Source organism: Cedecea neteri NBRC 105707 = ATCC 33855, assembly GCF_001571265.1.
In the GTDB taxonomy this organism is placed as follows: domain Bacteria; phylum Pseudomonadota; class Gammaproteobacteria; order Enterobacterales; family Enterobacteriaceae; genus Cedecea; species Cedecea neteri.
Window position 1 is genome coordinate 96,369 of the sequence record NZ_BCTL01000001.1, and the last position, 15,703, is coordinate 112,071.

At 54.9% G+C, this 15,703-nt stretch carries 17 protein-coding genes; 11 read left to right on the top strand and 6 right to left on the bottom strand.

The features are described 5' to 3' along the window. Positions 1-111 precede the first annotated feature (111 nt). A complete protein-coding gene (gene edd, locus CNE01S_RS00470; protein ID WP_061272206.1) occupies positions 112-1,923 on the top strand; it encodes a phosphogluconate dehydratase in 1,812 nt (603 codons plus the stop codon). Between the two features lie 53 nt (positions 1,924-1,976). After that, positions 1,977-2,618: a bifunctional 4-hydroxy-2-oxoglutarate aldolase/2-dehydro-3-deoxy-phosphogluconate aldolase gene (gene kdgA, locus CNE01S_RS00475; protein WP_061272208.1), complete on the top strand. Its 642-nt coding sequence runs from the start codon at positions 1,977-1,979 to the stop codon at positions 2,616-2,618. Positions 2,619-2,685: 67 nt separating this feature from the next. Here the strand turns inward: kdgA and purT are convergent, their stop codons facing one another. Beyond that, positions 2,686-3,864 (bottom strand): formate-dependent phosphoribosylglycinamide formyltransferase, encoded by a 1,179-nt coding sequence (gene purT, locus CNE01S_RS00480; RefSeq protein WP_061272209.1) that lies wholly within the window; start codon positions 3,862-3,864, stop codon positions 2,686-2,688. A 136-nt stretch (positions 3,865-4,000) separates the two neighbouring features. Here purT and CNE01S_RS00485 point away from each other — a divergent pair, with 136 nt between their 5' ends. The 3 genes from CNE01S_RS00485 to ptrB all read left to right on the top strand — a co-directional run bounded on the left by CNE01S_RS00485 (position 4,001) and on the right by ptrB (position 7,331). After that, the gene (locus CNE01S_RS00485; RefSeq protein WP_061272210.1) at positions 4,001-4,351 is read left to right on the top strand and encodes a YebG family protein; all 351 of its coding nucleotides are present in this window, start codon (positions 4,001-4,003) and stop codon (positions 4,349-4,351) included. Between the two features lie 123 nt (positions 4,352-4,474). After that, positions 4,475-5,149: a tellurite resistance TerB family protein gene (locus tag CNE01S_RS00490; RefSeq protein ID WP_061272212.1), complete on the top strand. Its 675-nt coding sequence runs from the start codon at positions 4,475-4,477 to the stop codon at positions 5,147-5,149. A 124-nt stretch (positions 5,150-5,273) separates the two neighbouring features. Then, entirely contained in the window at positions 5,274-7,331 is a 2,058-nt protein-coding gene (gene ptrB / locus CNE01S_RS00495; protein ID WP_061272310.1) for an oligopeptidase B, read from the top strand. On the opposite strand, the gene exoX is transcribed toward ptrB, so the two are convergent. The 3 genes from exoX to CNE01S_RS00510 form a co-directional block, all read right to left on the bottom strand. Beyond that, positions 7,328-7,999, bottom strand: coding sequence for an exodeoxyribonuclease X (gene exoX / locus CNE01S_RS00500; RefSeq protein WP_061272213.1), 672 nt, complete (start codon positions 7,997-7,999; stop codon positions 7,328-7,330). The two genes, ptrB and exoX, sit on opposite strands and share 4 nt — an antisense overlap. A gap of 29 nt (positions 8,000-8,028) precedes the next feature. Then, positions 8,029-8,757, bottom strand: coding sequence for a carbon-nitrogen hydrolase family protein (locus CNE01S_RS00505; RefSeq protein ID WP_061272215.1), 729 nt, complete (start codon positions 8,755-8,757; stop codon positions 8,029-8,031). A 129-nt stretch (positions 8,758-8,886) separates the two neighbouring features. Then, on the bottom strand, positions 8,887-9,117 hold the full coding sequence (locus CNE01S_RS00510; protein ID WP_061272217.1) for a DNA polymerase III subunit theta: 231 nt from the start codon (positions 9,115-9,117) through the stop codon (positions 8,887-8,889). 141 nt (positions 9,118-9,258) lie between these two features. Here CNE01S_RS00510 and yobA point away from each other — a divergent pair, with 141 nt between their 5' ends. The 6 genes from yobA to CNE01S_RS00540 all read left to right on the top strand — a co-directional run bounded on the left by yobA (position 9,259) and on the right by CNE01S_RS00540 (position 14,976). Next, positions 9,259-9,633 (top strand): CopC domain-containing protein YobA, encoded by a 375-nt coding sequence (yobA, locus tag CNE01S_RS00515; RefSeq protein ID WP_061272218.1) that lies wholly within the window; start codon positions 9,259-9,261, stop codon positions 9,631-9,633. Between the two features lie 5 nt (positions 9,634-9,638). Then, positions 9,639-10,514 carry a copper homeostasis membrane protein CopD gene (copD, locus tag CNE01S_RS00520; RefSeq protein WP_061272219.1) on the top strand — a complete coding sequence of 292 codons (876 nt, stop codon included), beginning with the start codon at positions 9,639-9,641 and terminating at the stop codon, positions 10,512-10,514. A 28-nt stretch (positions 10,515-10,542) separates the two neighbouring features. After that, positions 10,543-10,887, top strand: a complete 345-nt coding sequence (locus tag CNE01S_RS00525; protein WP_061272222.1) for a YebY family protein — start codon at positions 10,543-10,545, stop codon at positions 10,885-10,887. Between the two features lie 541 nt (positions 10,888-11,428). Further along, positions 11,429-12,925, top strand: coding sequence for a SulP family inorganic anion transporter (locus CNE01S_RS00530; RefSeq protein ID WP_061272312.1), 1,497 nt, complete (start codon positions 11,429-11,431; stop codon positions 12,923-12,925). A gap of 255 nt (positions 12,926-13,180) precedes the next feature. Beyond that, on the top strand, positions 13,181-14,428 hold the full coding sequence (locus CNE01S_RS00535) for an MFS transporter (protein WP_061272225.1): 1,248 nt from the start codon (positions 13,181-13,183) through the stop codon (positions 14,426-14,428). 14 nt (positions 14,429-14,442) lie between these two features. Continuing rightward, positions 14,443-14,976, top strand: a complete 534-nt coding sequence (locus CNE01S_RS00540; RefSeq protein WP_174522169.1) for a GNAT family N-acetyltransferase — start codon at positions 14,443-14,445, stop codon at positions 14,974-14,976. A gap of 16 nt (positions 14,977-14,992) precedes the next feature. Here CNE01S_RS00540 and CNE01S_RS00545 read toward each other — a convergent pair whose 3' ends face one another. Then, a complete protein-coding gene (locus tag CNE01S_RS00545) occupies positions 14,993-15,184 on the bottom strand; it encodes a YdfD/YebW family protein (RefSeq protein WP_061272228.1) in 192 nt (63 codons plus the stop codon). 240 nt (positions 15,185-15,424) lie between these two features. Then, positions 15,425-15,664 carry a YebV family protein gene (locus CNE01S_RS00550; RefSeq protein ID WP_008453991.1) on the bottom strand — a complete coding sequence of 80 codons (240 nt, stop codon included), beginning with the start codon at positions 15,662-15,664 and terminating at the stop codon, positions 15,425-15,427. Positions 15,665-15,703 lie beyond the last annotated feature (39 nt).

The window sequence follows — 15,703 nt, forward strand, 5'->3', positions numbered from 1 at the left end:
TGAAGCGTTTTTGCTCCCGACATCAAGTTATATGGGCTACCAGGTTAGTGTCAGCAGCCCTGAACATGACGATATCAGTGCGGGGGAACAGCCACTTTCTGAGGAACTTCTATGCATCCAAATTTGTTACGGGTAACATCGCGTATTATCGAACGCTCCCGCCCAACGCGCGAAGCCTACCTGGCACGCATTGAGAAAGCCAGGAGCAACACGGTTCACCGCTCGGAGCTTGCCTGCGGTAACCTTGCGCATGGTTTTGCTGCCTGCCAGCCGGACGATAAGGCGGCGCTGAAAAGCATGTTGCGTAACAATATTGCGATCATCACCTCCTACAACGACATGCTCTCCGCCCATCAGCCGTATGAACATTATCCTGAGCAAATCCGTAAGGCGCTGCATTCCGTTGGCGCAGTGGGGCAGGTGGCCGGCGGCGTTCCGGCGATGTGCGACGGGGTGACTCAGGGCCAGGATGGTATGGAGCTTTCTCTGCTGAGCCGCGAAGTGATTGCCATGTCTACCGCGGTTGGGCTTTCCCATAATATGTTTGACGGCGCGCTCTACCTTGGCGTGTGCGACAAAATCGTGCCGGGGCTGACGATGGCCGCGCTGTCGTTTGGTCATTTACCTGCGCTTTTCGTTCCATCAGGCCCGATGGCCAGCGGCCTGCCGAATAAAGAAAAGGTCCGCATTCGCCAGCTTTATGCGGAAGGTAAAGTGGACCGTCTCGCACTGCTGGAAGCCGAGGCCGCTTCTTACCATGCACCGGGCACCTGTACCTTCTACGGCACGGCAAACACCAACCAGATGGTGGTTGAGTTTATGGGCATGCAGCTGCCGGGTTCTTCTTTTGTTCAGCCCGATGCTGAATTGCGTCGCGCGCTGACGGATGCCGCCGCACGTCAGGTCACTCGCCTGACCGGCAACGGCAACGAATGGATGCCCCTCGGGAAAATGATCGACGAGAAAGTGGTGGTGAACGGTATTGTTGCTCTGCTGGCAACCGGCGGCTCGACTAACCACACCATGCACCTCGTGGCGATGGCTCGTGCTGCCGGGATCATTATTAACTGGGACGACTTCTCCGAGATCTCCGAAATTGTGCCGCTGCTGGCGCGTCTATACCCGAATGGCCCGGCGGACATTAACCACTTCCAGGCAGCGGGCGGCGTACCGGTGCTGATGCGCGAGTTGCTGAAAGGCGGCCTGCTGCACGAAGACGTTAATACCGTGGCCGGTTTTGGCCTGCATCATTACACCATGGAACCGTGGCTCGACAACGGCCAGCTTGCCTGGCGTGAAGGTGCCAGCGAGCCGCTGGACGGCGACGTCATCGCCACGATGGAAAAACCGTTCTCCCGCCACGGCGGAACGAAAGTGTTGAGCGGGAACCTGGGCCGTGCGGTGATGAAAACCTCAGCGGTGCCGGTAGAAAACCAGGTGATTGAAGCGCCTGCGGTTATTTTTGAAAGCCAGCACGACGTTTTACCGGCGTTTGAAGCCGGTAAACTGGACCGTGATTGCGTTGTCGTGGTGCGCCATCAGGGGCCAAAAGCGAACGGCATGCCAGAATTGCATAAACTTATGCCGCCGCTTGGAGTATTATTGGACCGCTGTTTCAAAATTGCTCTGGTGACAGATGGAAGACTGTCCGGCGCTTCAGGCAAGGTGCCTTCCGCAATCCATGTTACCCCGGAAGCGTATGACGGCGGGCTGCTGGCGAAGGTGCAGGATGGCGATATGATTCGCGTCAATGGCCAAACGGGCGAGCTAACGTTGCTGGTCGATGAAGCCGTACTTGCGGCGCGCACTGCTTATCACCCGGATCTCAGCGCCGAGCGCGTAGGGACGGGGCGGGAGTTATTCGGCGCATTGCGCGAACAGCTTTCAGGCGCTGAACAAGGCGCAACCTGCATTAAATTTTAAACCCGTGGCAGCAATGCCCCGGAACAGATTAAAAGTGGCTAAGAGGCGCTCAGATGAAAAATTGGAAAACTACAGCAGAACAGATCCTGAAAACCGGCCCGGTTGTGCCGGTCATTGTTGTTAACAAGCTGGAACATGCTGTGCCGATGGCGAAAGCGCTGGTGGCCGGTGGCGTCCGCGTGCTGGAAGTCACATTGCGTACAGCTTGTGCTATCGACGCCATTCGCGCGATTGCGAAAGAAGTGCCTGAAGCTATCATCGGCGCGGGGACCGTGCTGAACCCACAGCAGCTGGCAGAAGTGACCGAAGCGGGCGCGCAGTTTGCCATCAGCCCGGGTCTGACCGAACCGCTGCTGAAAGCCGCGACCGAAGGCAGCATTCCGCTGATTCCGGGTATCAGCACCGTTTCTGAATTGATGCTGGGTATGGACTACGGCCTGAAAGAGTTTAAATTCTTCCCTGCGGAGGCCAACGGCGGCACCAAAGCGCTGCAGGCGATTGCCGGGCCGTTCTCACAGGTGCGTTTCTGCCCAACCGGTGGTATCTCCCCGGCTAACTACCGCGATTACCTGGCGCTGAAAAGCGTGCTGTGCATCGGCGGCTCCTGGCTGGTACCGGCCGATGCGCTGGAAGCGGGCGACTACGACCGTATCACTAAGCTTGCCCGTGAAGCCGTGGAAGGCGCTAAGCTGTAAGCCATAAAAAAGCCCCGTGTTTAGCGGGGCTCAATGATTAAATCGCTCTCACCTGAGGGCGATTTTTTTATCCTTCAACTTTCACCTGCGCGGCAGATGCCACGGCTCTGGCAACCGCCTCATCGACGCTGCTACCGGTCGCCAATGCGACGCCCATACGGCGTTTACCCGCAATTTCCGGTTTACCGAACAGGCGAACCTGTAAACCGCCGCCCAGCGCCGCACCTACGTTGCCGAACTTAACGTTATCGCTGTGCAACTCTGGCAAGATCACCGCCGACGCGGCAGGGCCATACTGACGAATTTCACCGACGGGCAGGCCGAGGAAGGCGCGAACGTGGAGGGCAAACTCAGAAAGATCCTGCGAAATCAACGTCACCATGCCGGTGTCGTGCGGGCGAGGGGAGACTTCACTGAAAATGACCTCATCGCCGCAGACAAACAGCTCAACGCCGAACAGGCCGTGGCCGCCTAGCGCGGTAACGACCTTCTCCGCAATCTCTTTCGATTTTGCCAGCGCGATGTCGCTCATCTGCTGCGGCTGCCATGACTCGCGGTAGTCGCCATCTTCCTGGCGGTGTCCGATAGGCGCGCAGAAATGCACGCCGTCGACGGCGCTGGTGGTCAGCAAAGTGATTTCAAAATCAAAATTGACCACGCCTTCGACAATGACCCGGCCTTTACCGGCGCGCCCGCCAAGCTGGGCGTATTCCCAGGCTTTAGCCAACTGGTCGGCGGTGCGAATAAAGCTTTGGCCTTTGCCGGAGGAACTCATCACCGGTTTGACAATACAAGGCAGGCCAATCTCCTGGACGGCCTGGCGGAAAGCGTCTTCACTGTCGGCGAAGCGGTAGCTGGAAGTAGGCAGCTGGAGTTCTTCTGCGGCCAGACGGCGAATACCTTCGCGGTTCATGGTTAGCCTGGTCGCACGAGCGCATGGCACTACTCGCTGGCCCTGGGCTTCAAGCTCCAGCAGGGCGTCAGTGGCAATAGCTTCAATTTCAGGAACGATAAAGTCGGGCATTTCGGCGGCGACAAGCGCTTTTAGCGCCGCGGCATCCAGCATGTTGATCACGTGGCTGCGGTGTGCGACGTGCATCGCCGGTGCATTTGCATAGCGATCGACCGCGATAACTTCTACCCCGAGGCGCTGACACTCAATGGCCACTTCTTTACCCAATTCACCGGAACCCAGCAGCATAACTCGCGTAGCTGCCGGGCGCAGAGCTGTTCCCAACGTTGACATGTGATTTAGCCTTAACAAAGAAAAAGACCGGGGAAGTATAAACGAAAACGTTTGCGTTGGCAGCGGCTTTCCGGCTTGTGTGATAAAATGATTGGCGATATACTGGATAAATAAACAGGTAAAACGGAGCTGCAAAATGGCGGTCGAGATTAAATATGTTGTGGTGAGAGAGGGACAAGAAAAAATGGCCTTTGCCAGTAAAAAGGATGCTGACGCTTACGACAAAATGCTGGATCTGGCCGAAGTCCTCGGCGACTGGCTGCAGCAAAGCCCGATTGCGCTGGATGAAGGGCAGAGCGATACCCTGGCGATGTGGATGGCGGAAAACAAAGATCTGCTGGCGGGTGTATTGAAAAACGGCAAGCTGCCGGAACCTGAGTTAAACCCGGCTGAGCCAGAAACAGAATCAGTTGAGTCTGAGCAAGCGTCGGCTGCCGATGATAACGTCAGCGAGCACCCTGGACGTAAACGCACCAAAGCCGCGTAATACGGATTTGCTGTAAGCGCCGGTCAGCCGGCGCGATTCTTTTCCCTTCTTTAGCGCTGTTCGACGTTTCTTGACGTCCCGTGGCCTACTCTCGACGAGTTAAGTCAACAGAGGGTCTCCGTCATGAATAACTGGTTACAGCAGCTTCAGTCGCTACTGGGGCAATCCACTTCCCCTCAATCCTCACAGCCTGCTGCCGGTAATGGCCCCGAAGGGATCGGTAAACTTCTGGTGCCGGGGGCGCTGGGCGGGTTAGCCGGGTTACTGCTGGCGAGTAAATCTTCCCGTAAACTGTTAACAAAATACGGCACCAGCGCTCTTCTGGTTGGTGGCGGCGCCGTTGCGGGAAGCGTGTTATGGAATAAATACAAGGAACGGGTCCGCCAGAACCAGCCCGTTTCCGCTGGTTGGAGCGAGCCGCACTCGTCGGTTGATGTTCGTACCGAAAGATTAATTACCGCGCTGGTTTTTGCTGCGAAAAGTGACGGCCACATCGATGCAAAAGAGCGGCAGTTTATTGAGCAGCAATTACGTGAAGTCGGTATCGACGGTGAAGGCAAAGCGCTCGTTGAACGGGCTATCGACAGGCCGTTAGATCCTCACCAGCTTGCGCAAGGCGTAAGAAACGAGGAGGAAGCGCTGGAGCTTTATTACCTAAGCTGCACGGCTATCGATATCGATCATTTTATGGAACGTAGCTATTTGAACGCCCTGGGCGATGCGTTAAACATACCGCAGGATGTCCGTTCCGGTATTGAGCAAGATATTCAGCAGCAAAAACAACCCCTCCCGGTTTAATCCTCCTGTAATCAGGCTATGCCGGGTTTCTCCCGGCATTTTCTTTTAATCCTTCATGTTCCGCTTGCAAGCTCGGCTGAATTTGCCACCCTTACGGGGTGTAAAACGGAAAATGATGAAAGTGATGCCGCCAAAAGCCAAAAAAATTCCTCACGCTATGACACTACATGGCGATACCCGCACGGATAACTATTACTGGCTGCGGGATGATGACCGCGCCGATCCCGAAGTGCTGAAATACCTCGAGTTGGAAAACGATTACGGTAAAAAGATCATGGAGAGCCAGCGTGCGCTGCAGGATCAATTGCTAAAAGAGATGATTGCTCGCGTTCCGCCTCACGATGTTTCCGCCCCGTATGTGAAGAATGGCTATCGTTACCGTCAGGTTTATGAAAAGGGTAATGAGTACGCAATTTATCAGCGACAATCTGCGGTCAGAGAAGAGTGGGCAGAGTGGGATGTTCTGCTTGATGCCAACCAGCGTGCAGCCCACAGCGAGTTCTACACGATGGGTGGGTTTGCCATTACGCCGGACAACGCCGTGATGGCACTGGCGGAGGACTATCTCTCTCGGCGCCAGTTCGGCATTCGTTTGCGTAATTTGAAAACCGGGAACTGGTATCCGGAGATGCTGGATAACGTTTCGACGAGTTTTGCGTGGGCGAATGACTCCGTCACGCTTTACTACGTGCGTAAGCATCCCAAAACTTTACTACCTTATCAGGTCTGGCGGCACACGCTTGGCCACCCGGTGGCCGATGACCAACTGGTGTATGAAGAAAAAGATGACACCTTTTACGTCAGCGTGCATAAAACAACCTCTCAGCATTTTATTGTCGTCTATCTTGCCAGCGCGACGACAAGTGAAGCTTTATTCCTGGACGCAGAACTGGCGGATGCCGAGCCGCAAGTATTTTCCCCGCGCCGAAAAGATCATGAATACACGGTCGATCACTACCAGCATGGGTTCTACATTCGTTCTAATAAAGACGGCAAAAATTTCGGCCTCTACCGCAGCACCGTGCGGGACGAAAAACAGTGGGAAACGCTGATTGCCGCACGGGATCAAGTGATGCTTGAAGACTTTACGCTATTTCGCGACTGGCTGGTGGTTGCCGAGCGACAGCAAGGGTTGACCAGCCTGCGTCAGATTAATCGCCATACGCGTGAGTCCACGGGGATTGCTTTTGACGATCCGGCCTATGTCACCTGGCTTGGCTACAACCCTGAGCCGGAGACCTCGCATTTGCGCTACGGCTATTCTTCTATGACCACGCCGGATACGCTTTTCGAACTGGATATGAACAGCGGTGAGCGCCGGGTTATCAAGCAAACCAGGGTTGCCGGGTTTGACGCTAACAATTACCGCAGCGAGCATTTGTGGGTGACCGCGCGGGATGGCGTTCAGGTGCCGGTTTCGCTGGTTTATCACCGCATGCATTTTCGCCAGGGCAAAAGTCCGCTGCTGGTCTACGGCTACGGCTCTTACGGCAGCAGTATGGATGCTGATTTTAGCAGCAGCCGTTTGAGTCTGCTGGACAGAGGTTTTGTCTATGCCATTGCCCATGTGCGAGGCGGCGGTGAGCTGGGTCAAAAATGGTACGAAGACGGTAAATACCTGAAAAAGATGAATACCTTTAACGACTATCTTGACGTCTGCGACGAGCTGCTCAAGCTGGGCTATGGCGATCCGAAATTGCTTTATGGAATGGGGGGGAGCGCGGGCGGTATGTTGATGGGGACTGCAATCAATCAGCGTCCTGAGTTATTCCATGGCGTGGTCGCCCAGGTGCCTTTCGTCGATGTTGTGACGACGATGCTTGATGAGTCCATTCCGCTCACAACCGGTGAGTTTGAAGAGTGGGGAAACCCTCAGAACGAAGAGTATTACCATTACATGAAGCAATACAGCCCTTACGACCAGGTTCGCGAGCAGGCTTATCCCCATCTGCTGGTGACGACCGGGCTGCATGATTCTCAGGTACAGTATTGGGAGCCGGCTAAGTGGGTTGCCAAATTACGCGACTATAAACGGGATGAGACCTTACTGCTGCTTTGCACAGACATGGATTCCGGGCACGGCGGCAAGTCGGGGCGTTTTAAATCTTACGAAGGCGTAGCGCTGGAGTTTGCATTTCTGATTGCCCTGGCTCAGGGGACGTTGCCAGGGCGCGTGCATTAATCGGCCGAACTGGCGGCCAGGTAATGTTTTAGCGTCATGCGGAGATCCGGCGTGAGTTCCTTGATGTTATTAAGCATCCAGCGAAGATAACCCGGGTCGTCTTCGGCTATTTCCGCAATGCGTTTGCCCCGGTATTTGCCGAACATCATGGTGGTCACCAGCGCCGGGCGACCGGTGATCGTGACCATATCTTCCGGCGACCAGCCCGACACATCCATAATTCTCAGCAGCAAGGCGGCGGTGATATAGCAGTCGAACAACGCGCGGTGATGGTGCAGCCCGGCTGGCGTATCCACGTGCAGCTTTAGCGATTTATACAGCCCCATATTGCTGTATTTGATGCCCGGCCACAGGCGGCGCGACAGTTTCACCGTGCAAATCCAGTCCCCCTGCATTTCCGGCAGCATGCGGCTGTCAAAACTGGCGTTGTGCGCAACGTAATAAGGGCTCCCGAGGTAGCGGGGGATTACGTCTTCAATCCAGGGTTTATCGGCCACCATGTCTTCGGTAATTTTGTGGATGGCCATCGCCTGGTGGCTTATCGGCCGGTCAGGACGGACAAGATCGCTCATCGGGTTTACAATCTTGCCGTCGATGATATCGACCGACGCAACTTCCACTACGCCCCCCTGTAATCCACAGGTTTCCGTATCAATAATGCGCAGCATCGCAGTCTCCGTTAACAGGCTTCAGGCGACTAGCGTAAAGGAATGACCTCGCCGTGCCAACCTCTCTCGTCCCGACGGCCAATCGCCAGCAACTCGCCCTGGTCGGCTCTGACGACAAGTTGGCCTAAATTATCCCAGCAGGCACTGCGGCCAGCGGCGCGAGGTTCTACCCCGGACCAGGCATAATTGGCCTGCAGAATGGTGAGCCCATATTTGTGCGCCCAGCGTTGCATATACATTTCATCTTGCTGATAGCTTAATTCTGTCATCGCGGCGCCGGTGGCGTAAAGATCCGCACCGATGTCAGCGGCGCTTCTGGGCCAGGCTTCATCGTCGCTTTGGGCGCAAACGGCCAGGGCGATATTACGGGAGCGTTGCCCTAACAGTGGCGCGACGGGCGGCTGAGCCTTCGCATCCAAAGCCTCTGCGGGACGTTTGCAGCAGGCGATACGTGACCCGTCCGGCAGAAAACTCACCATACCGGCCATGTTATGCGCCTCGTCACCGAGCGACATGCCAACGATCACGGTCATAGGGTAGCGGCGGGCCGCCTCGCTTAGTGGGTCAAACAGCGAATCCGTGAACGCTGGCGGGTGGTTATCGGGGCGTAATCCGGATAAAGAGAGATGAGGGAAAACCAGAAGGTCAATGCCTTGTTCGGCGGCACAGCGAATGAAATCGAGGTGGTGGTCGATGTTGGCCTGATAACTTCCGGCAACAGCACCGTATTGCGCAGCGGCAACATTCCAGCGTGGCATAGGTTCTTCCTTAATCTTTCATCCAACGATTGCATCCTGCAATCGCGAGGGATGAGCCAAAGCTTGTGGTCAACTGAACAAGGAAGAGAGTAGCACTAGTTTTGAATCAAAGAGAAAATTCTTAAGCTTTTATTTTTGCTTTGGTTCATACGGCAAACGAGAAAGTTTAACCGAGGCCAGACGATAGGCAATCAGCTTTTCACGGAACCAGGCCCGCAGGTGTTCAGGCTGCTCACGTTCCACCATTTCGGCCACGACGGGCATGTTATAGCGCTCTTTAAACGCCACGCCGGCAGCGGCCAGATCGACGTTAACTTTATCCATTTCTTCCTGGGGCAAATCGGCGAGATTGTAGCTCATCATATCCTCCTGCAATGTCAGCGCTGAAGTTACTGTTTTGCGCCCCGGATGACAAGCAACAATAGCTTTTCCCGTCTCGACTTGATCACGGGCCGGGGTTATTCTTTCGGCCTTATCACATAACAAAAAGGAATAGTTAATATGGCGTTCATCTCCTCCCGCATCGCAACCGTCGCGGCATTTGTTGCTGCTATGGCCGTTTCTCCAGCCGTGTTTGCACACGCGCACCTTAAGCAGCAGTCTCCGGCGGCAGACTCTGCCGTGACCGCATCTCCGCAGGCGCTGACCCTGAATTTCTCTGAAGGCGTTGAGCCTGGTTTCAGCGGCGTGACGGTTACCGGCCCGCAGAAATCAGCCGTGAAGACCGGGAAAGTGAAGGTCGCTGAGAGCGACAACAAACAGCTGATTGTGCCGGTTGAAGAAGCCTTGAAACCGGGTGATTATTCCGTGGACTGGCATGTTGTGTCAGTCGATGGGCACAAAACCAAAGGTAACTATCACTTCTCCGTGAAATAATCGCCATGCTGTCGGCGTTTTACATCGCGCTGCGTTTTATCCATTTCACCGCATTGATGGTGCTGCTTGGCAGCGCCATCAGTTGCTCGCTGCTTGCCCCACAACAGTTTAAGACCGTGCTTATGCGCCGCCTCAAAGCGCAGTGGCGGCCTGCTGTCTGGCTGTCACTGATTAGCGCCTGCCTGTTATTTATGGCTCAGGCCGGGCTGATGGGTGACGGCTGGCGCGATATCCTCTCGCCGGATGTCTGGCAGGCGGTGTTAACGACTCGTTTTGGTTCGGTCTGGATATGGCAGCTATTGCTGGGCGCGGTCACGCTGGTCGTTGTGTTTATCGCTCCCCGGGCAATGCCGGGTTTATTGCTGCTGTTAGCCTCCGCGCAGCTGATTATGTTGGCTGGCGTTGGGCACGCCGCAATGCATGACGGCGCGCTGGGCGCCTTTCAGAGGATCAATCACGCGATTCATCTTCTGAGCGCGGCCTGGTGGGTGGGGGGACTGTTGCCTTTGCTGGTTTGCATGTCCATGGCGCATAAGCCGCGCTGGCGTACTCCGGCGATTACGGCAATGATGCGCTTTTCGCGTTACGGGCATCTCGCAGTGGCCGCGGTGCTGGTGACCGGCGTGGTGAATAGCTTGCTGATCCTGGGCTGGACGCTGCCGCTTGAAAGTGGTTATTTTCGACTGCTGGCGCTAAAGGTTGGGCTGGTGCTTGTGATGGTTACGCTGGCGCTGATCAACCGTTATATACTGGTGCCGCGTTTTGACGCTGTTCAAGCCGATGCTCAGCGGAGATTCATTCAGCTTACGTGGCTGGAAGTGATTTTATCGGTAGGGGTACTGCTGCTTGTCAGCATATATGCTACCTGGGAGCCGTTCTGACGGCGCAAACTGGTTATATGAGAGATTCATGAAAAAGAGCATTTTGACTTTACTGCTGCTGGCCTGCGCTGGATCTGCGCTGGCTGCCCCGCAAATTATCACCGTGAGTCGGTTTGAGGTGGGTAAAGACAAATGGGCGTTCAACCGTGAAGAGGTAATGTTGAGCTGCAGAACGGGGAATGCGCTGTTTGCCATCAACCCAAGTACGCTAATGCAGTATCCGCTGAACGTCATTGCCGAACAGCAGATCAAGAGCGGTAAAACGAGCGGGCAGCCAATCAGCGTTATTCAGGTGGACGATCCGCAGCATCCTGGGCAGAAGATGAGTCTCAATCCCTTCATTGAGCGGGCACAAAAGCTTTGCGGTGAATAAAAAGTACGCATTTTTTGCCATAAAAAAACAGCAATAACCTCAACGGGATATTGCTGTTTTTGCATAAATAGTCACCTTTATTGCGGCTTTTTTCTGACCACTTTTGTTGCGGACTGGAAAACCTGCGCCGGTAATCTATTCTTAAGAGGCAAGGCGACTTAGCCTGCATTAATGCCAACTTTTAGCGCACGGCTCTCTCCCAAGAGCCATTTCCCTGGACCGAATACAGGAATCGTGTTCGGTCTTTTTTTTATTCGGGAATCAGCCAGCCTGCTTGCGCGTAAAGCGTTTCCCATAACGCTTTGGCTCGACCTCTGCGCTAAGACCATACCACACCTTAATAGCTTGCCGTCCAGCGTTTTTTGCTCAACTTGTTAATTATTTGTTGCGCAAAGGCAGGGGCTGAGCAGGCGAGGTATCCAGACTAGTGATACGTGTCACGAAAACTCGCATCACTGCCGCGACAACGTTACACTCTCGGCCTCGCTGACCGCATTCCATGAGAAGTGCGGCATTCATGACAACAGACCTGCATCCCATTATGACTAACCAAACTGAGCCTGCCGCTCGACATGAGCATGAGAACAGCCTGCGCACCGTGCTTCGTTCCCCCCGGCTGATCCAGCGCGAAGTGCTTGCCGGGGTCGTTACCGCGCTGGCCTTGATCCCCGAAGTTATCTCCTTTTCCCTGATTGCGGGCGTTGACCCGAAAGTCAGCTTAATCGCGTCTATTGTGCTTTGTTTTGCTATGTCGATTCTGGGGGGCCGCCCGGCAATGGTCACTGCGGCGGCCGGGTCAGTCGCACTGGTGATTGGGCCGATGGTTCATCAGTACGGAATTGGCTATATTCTGCCTGCGGTGGTGCTGGCCGGGGGGATCCAAATCCTGTTCGGCGTGACCGGGCTGGCGCGCATGATGCGTTATATACCGCTTTCGGTGATGACCGGATTTGTTAATGCCCTGGGCATACTAATTTTCTTCGCTCAGGTGCCTCATGTCTGGGGGCAATCGCCGCTGGTTTGGGGGCTGTTTGCCGTGACGCTTGGCGTCGTGCTGCTGTTGCCGAAGGTACTGAAATCAGTGCCTTCACCGCTGGTGGCTATCGTGCTGGTGACCGGCCTGAGTATAGCCATGGGATGGGTATTGCCCACGGTCGGTGACAGTGGGCCGATGAAGGCCGGTTTGCCTGGGTTAACTGAGCTGAAGGTGCCGCTGAGCCTTGAGACGCTGCGCATTATCTGGCCCTGTGCGCTGAGTATTGCTTTCGTTGGGCTGATGGAATCGCTGCTGACCGCGAAGCTGGTGGATGATCTGACCGATACGCCCTCCAGCAAACGGCGCGAATGCTGGGGACTGGGCATTTCCAATATCTTCGCCGGTTTTTATGGCGGCATTGCGGGCTGCGCAATGATCGGGCAAACCATCGTCAACGTTGAATTGGGAAGAGGGCGTACCCGGCTATCTACCGTGGCGGCAGCGCTGGTGCTATTGCTGCTGGTCACCGTGCTAAGTGAAGTGATGGCAAAAATTCCGATGGTGGTGCTGGCCGGGATCATGATGATTGTGGCGGTGAAAACGCTGAACTGGCATAGCATTTCTCCCGGTACGCTTCGCCGTATGCCCGTGCCGGAAACGCTGGTGATGCTCACGACCGTCGCTATAACGGTTTATACCGATAATCTTGCGCTTGGCGTATTGGGCGGCGTCATATTCGCAGTGATGCTGTTTGCCCGTCGCATCGCGCATGTTGTGCGTGCCGAGCGGCAACTGGCGGCTGACGGCAGCGAAGTGACTTACCGGGTACGTGGGCCGCTGTTCTTTGCCAGCAGCAATGACCTCGTCGAGCATTTTCACTATGCTGACGACCCGGCGCGGGTGGTGATCGATCTGACCCAGGCACAAATTTGGGATGCTTCCACCGTTGCCGTGCTGGATGCCATAGAAACGCGTTATCAGCGCTATCAGACGCAGGTAGAAATTGTTGGCCTGGACACCCACAGCGCCGATTTCCATCAGCGTCTAAGCGGAAAACTTTAGCTATTATACCGGCGGCGTTCAGCTGCCGGTTCTCCTTAAACATTCTCAGCATGAAATGCCATTTTTTGAGCGGTACATCACAATTTCCCACTACTTTCCGCTGTCCGGCTGACTGTTTAAACGACAAGCTCGTGAAATAAACATTTCAGTAACATTTCCGTTGCCAGTCAATACGGAATAACTTATTACTATTTAACCGCTTACTCAGCGTAAGCGGCCCCGCCGCCACTATAACGATAAATAACAGGATACTTTATGACGACAAACGATGCCGTCCGTGAGGACGCTGCGCGTGGTTTTTGGCCGACGGTCAAAACCTTCCCGGCTACGGTGATTGCGCTGCTGTTTTTTACCTTGGTGATTCGCTTTAGCTATTTTATGGCCTGGCCGTTTATGACGGTGATCATGACCCGTAATTATCATCTTTCCCCCATCTCCGTGGGTGTGGCGATGACCAGCAGCGCGCTTCTGGCGGTGGTGCTGGGAATGTATGGCGGGCAACTGTCGGATAAATTAGGCCGCCGGGGCGTGCTTTCCCTGGGCTGCGCGCTGTCGTTTGTAGGGTATGCTCTGCTTGGGCTGGCAACGGGAATGGCGTTATTTATCATTGGTCTAATGATTGTTGGCGTCTGTTTTGCGTGGGTAGAACCGCCAACGCGTGCTCTAATGAGCGACTTGCTGGGCGATCGTCGCCGCCGCGCTCTGGCGCTGCAGATTCGTTATTATTTGGTGAATGTGGCGGCGGTTACCGGGCCGCTGGTTGGTATTGCGTTCGGGCTGACTTCGCAGAAAGGCACCTTCGTGATCACCGCCTTGAGCTATCTACCGCTGCTTATTTACACCTTGCTGTTTATTCCTGCCGGAAAGCTGGTGGCAAAGGAAAGTGAACAAAAAACCGGAGTCAGATTACGCGACGTTATGCTGATCATCGCCCGGGACAAACTGTTTGTCGCGGCGCTGCTGTGCAGCACGTTGTGCGCCGTGGTCTTCGTTCATTATGAGTCCGTGGTACCGCTTTATTTGCTGACGCTGGACGCAGAGGCCGCCGTAAAACTGATTACGCTGATTCTGGTGTCCAATGCCTGTACGGTGCTTATCGCCCAGCTTTTCCTGGTTCGTTTTCTGGCCCAGGTGAGTCTGCCTAACCGCATTTTGCTCGGGGGCGCTATCTTTGCGCTTTCGCAGCTATTGTTCTGGTCCGTACGCACGCCGGATGCGCTGGTGTGGGTGAGCGTGACGGTTATTTTCAGCATCGGCGAGGCAATCCTGATGCCGAACCTGAATATTCTGCTGGATCAGCTGGCGCCGGATGAGCATCGGGGCGCGTACCTGGGCGCATCGACCCTGACGACGTTAGGTATTGCGCTTGGGCCGTTAATTGGCGGCGTGATGCTGACCCTGACCGGTGCCGGCGTATTTTTGGGTACTATGCTGTTTAGCCTGCTGCTGTGCGCTATCATTTACGCCTGCAAATCCGGCCTTAAACAACGACTACAAGAGTAATACTGAGCGGAGTCATGATGATTACTGAAGCCCCACGTCTTGAAACGGAACGCCTTATCCTGCGCCACTTTACGCTGGACGACTATGAGGCGCTGGTTGCCTGTTGGTCTGACCCGGAGATGGTGAAGTTTATCGGCAGTGGAAAACCGCAGGATGGCGAGATGAGCTGGGCACGCCTGATGCGTTATATCGGTCACTGGCAGGCGCTGGGCTACGGTTACTGGGCGCTGTTTGAAAAACAGAGTGGGCGTTTCGTGGGGTCGTTTGGTTTCCAGGAAGTTAAACGGAATCTCACGCCGGCTTTGGAACACCCGGAGGCAGGCTGGTCGCTTATTCCTGCGGTACATGGTCAAGGCTATGCAGCGGAGGCACTCAGCGCAGTTTTGAACTGGGCGGATAACAATTTCAGCGGGCCGGTATGCTGCATTATTGATGACGATAATCAGCGTTCTATTGGCCTGGCAGAGCGCTTCGGCTTTACTTTCCAGCACTACGTTGAGTACCACGGGAAGCAAATACGAATGTTCCTTCGCCCGGACAATCGCTAATCACGCCTGGCCCTGCTCAGAAGTCGCTGTACTCCTGGGCAGGCCGCCAGAATCCATCGATAAACTCTTCTACCGGGTAACATCCACCGTGGCGCATACGCTGCTCACTCATTGCGCTCAGGCACTGGCGCTCGCTGGTAAATACCTCAAGCACCAAATCGTCGCAGCCGCCGTCCAGGTAACAAACAAATAAAACCAAAGCAAACATTAGCGCCTCAGAACCGCTTCGTTTGGTTTAAGTGTAGGGGAGCGAAAGGGAGTGGGGGAAATAATTAATCCGTCTCGTGGACGGAGAAAGTACGGGCAAAAATCATTGATTTAAAAACTGCACCTGGGTCTAACAAAAGCAATGAATGATTTTCTCTGGTCTACTCCAAACAGCTGAAAACCACGTTTTTCGGCTGTTTGTCATCTATATAACCCGTCTCAGGGACGGGTTCATCTTGAATTATGCAAGGCGCATAACCCAGGCATCGCGCTGGCGATCGTAGTGTTGCAGGTAAAGTACGGAATGTTCGCCGTCCAGCACGGCGGGAATAGAGGTTGCACCATCCCACGCATCCAGCTGCATGCACAGGTCAGGGTCGGACTTACAGGGGATGCTTAACGTTCGATCCCCCTGTTGTTCACCGTGTAATTCGGCATCATCGATCTCGAAGATGCCGATCCGGACGTTGGTTTTTGTCATCTTTGGCTCCTTGTTATCTGCGGCGGGTGGTATGACCAG

Excerpts from the sequence above, each read along its gene's own strand:
- CNE01S_RS00525 (WP_061272222.1), top strand. The coding sequence starts at position 10,543 with ATGAAAAAGAGCATTTTGACTTTACTGCTGCTGGCCTGCGCTGGATCT.
- exoX (WP_061272213.1), bottom strand. The coding sequence starts at position 7,999 with ATGCTGCGCATTATTGATACGGAAACCTGTGGATTACAGGGGGGCGTA.
- ptrB (WP_061272310.1), top strand. The coding sequence starts at position 5,274 with ATGCCGCCAAAAGCCAAAAAAATTCCTCACGCTATGACACTACATGGC.
- CNE01S_RS00550 (WP_008453991.1), bottom strand. The coding sequence starts at position 15,664 with ATGACAAAAACCAACGTCCGGATCGGCATCTTCGAGATCGATGATGCC.
- CNE01S_RS00485 (WP_061272210.1), top strand. The coding sequence starts at position 4,001 with ATGGCGGTCGAGATTAAATATGTTGTGGTGAGAGAGGGACAAGAAAAA.
- CNE01S_RS00530 (WP_061272312.1), top strand. The coding sequence starts at position 11,429 with ATGACTAACCAAACTGAGCCTGCCGCTCGACATGAGCATGAGAACAGC.
- CNE01S_RS00540 (WP_174522169.1), top strand. The coding sequence starts at position 14,443 with ATGATGATTACTGAAGCCCCACGTCTTGAAACGGAACGCCTTATCCTG.
- copD (WP_061272219.1), top strand. The coding sequence starts at position 9,639 with ATGCTGTCGGCGTTTTACATCGCGCTGCGTTTTATCCATTTCACCGCA.
- kdgA (WP_061272208.1), top strand. The coding sequence starts at position 1,977 with ATGAAAAATTGGAAAACTACAGCAGAACAGATCCTGAAAACCGGCCCG.
- CNE01S_RS00545 (WP_061272228.1), bottom strand. The coding sequence starts at position 15,184 with ATGTTTGCTTTGGTTTTATTTGTTTGTTACCTGGACGGCGGCTGCGAC.
- CNE01S_RS00510 (WP_061272217.1), bottom strand. The coding sequence starts at position 9,117 with ATGAGCTACAATCTCGCCGATTTGCCCCAGGAAGAAATGGATAAAGTT.
- CNE01S_RS00505 (WP_061272215.1), bottom strand. The coding sequence starts at position 8,757 with ATGCCACGCTGGAATGTTGCCGCTGCGCAATACGGTGCTGTTGCCGGA.
- purT (WP_061272209.1), bottom strand. The coding sequence starts at position 3,864 with ATGTCAACGTTGGGAACAGCTCTGCGCCCGGCAGCTACGCGAGTTATG.
- CNE01S_RS00490 (WP_061272212.1), top strand. The coding sequence starts at position 4,475 with ATGAATAACTGGTTACAGCAGCTTCAGTCGCTACTGGGGCAATCCACT.
- edd (WP_061272206.1), top strand. The coding sequence starts at position 112 with ATGCATCCAAATTTGTTACGGGTAACATCGCGTATTATCGAACGCTCC.
- yobA (WP_061272218.1), top strand. The coding sequence starts at position 9,259 with ATGGCGTTCATCTCCTCCCGCATCGCAACCGTCGCGGCATTTGTTGCT.
- CNE01S_RS00535 (WP_061272225.1), top strand. The coding sequence starts at position 13,181 with ATGACGACAAACGATGCCGTCCGTGAGGACGCTGCGCGTGGTTTTTGG.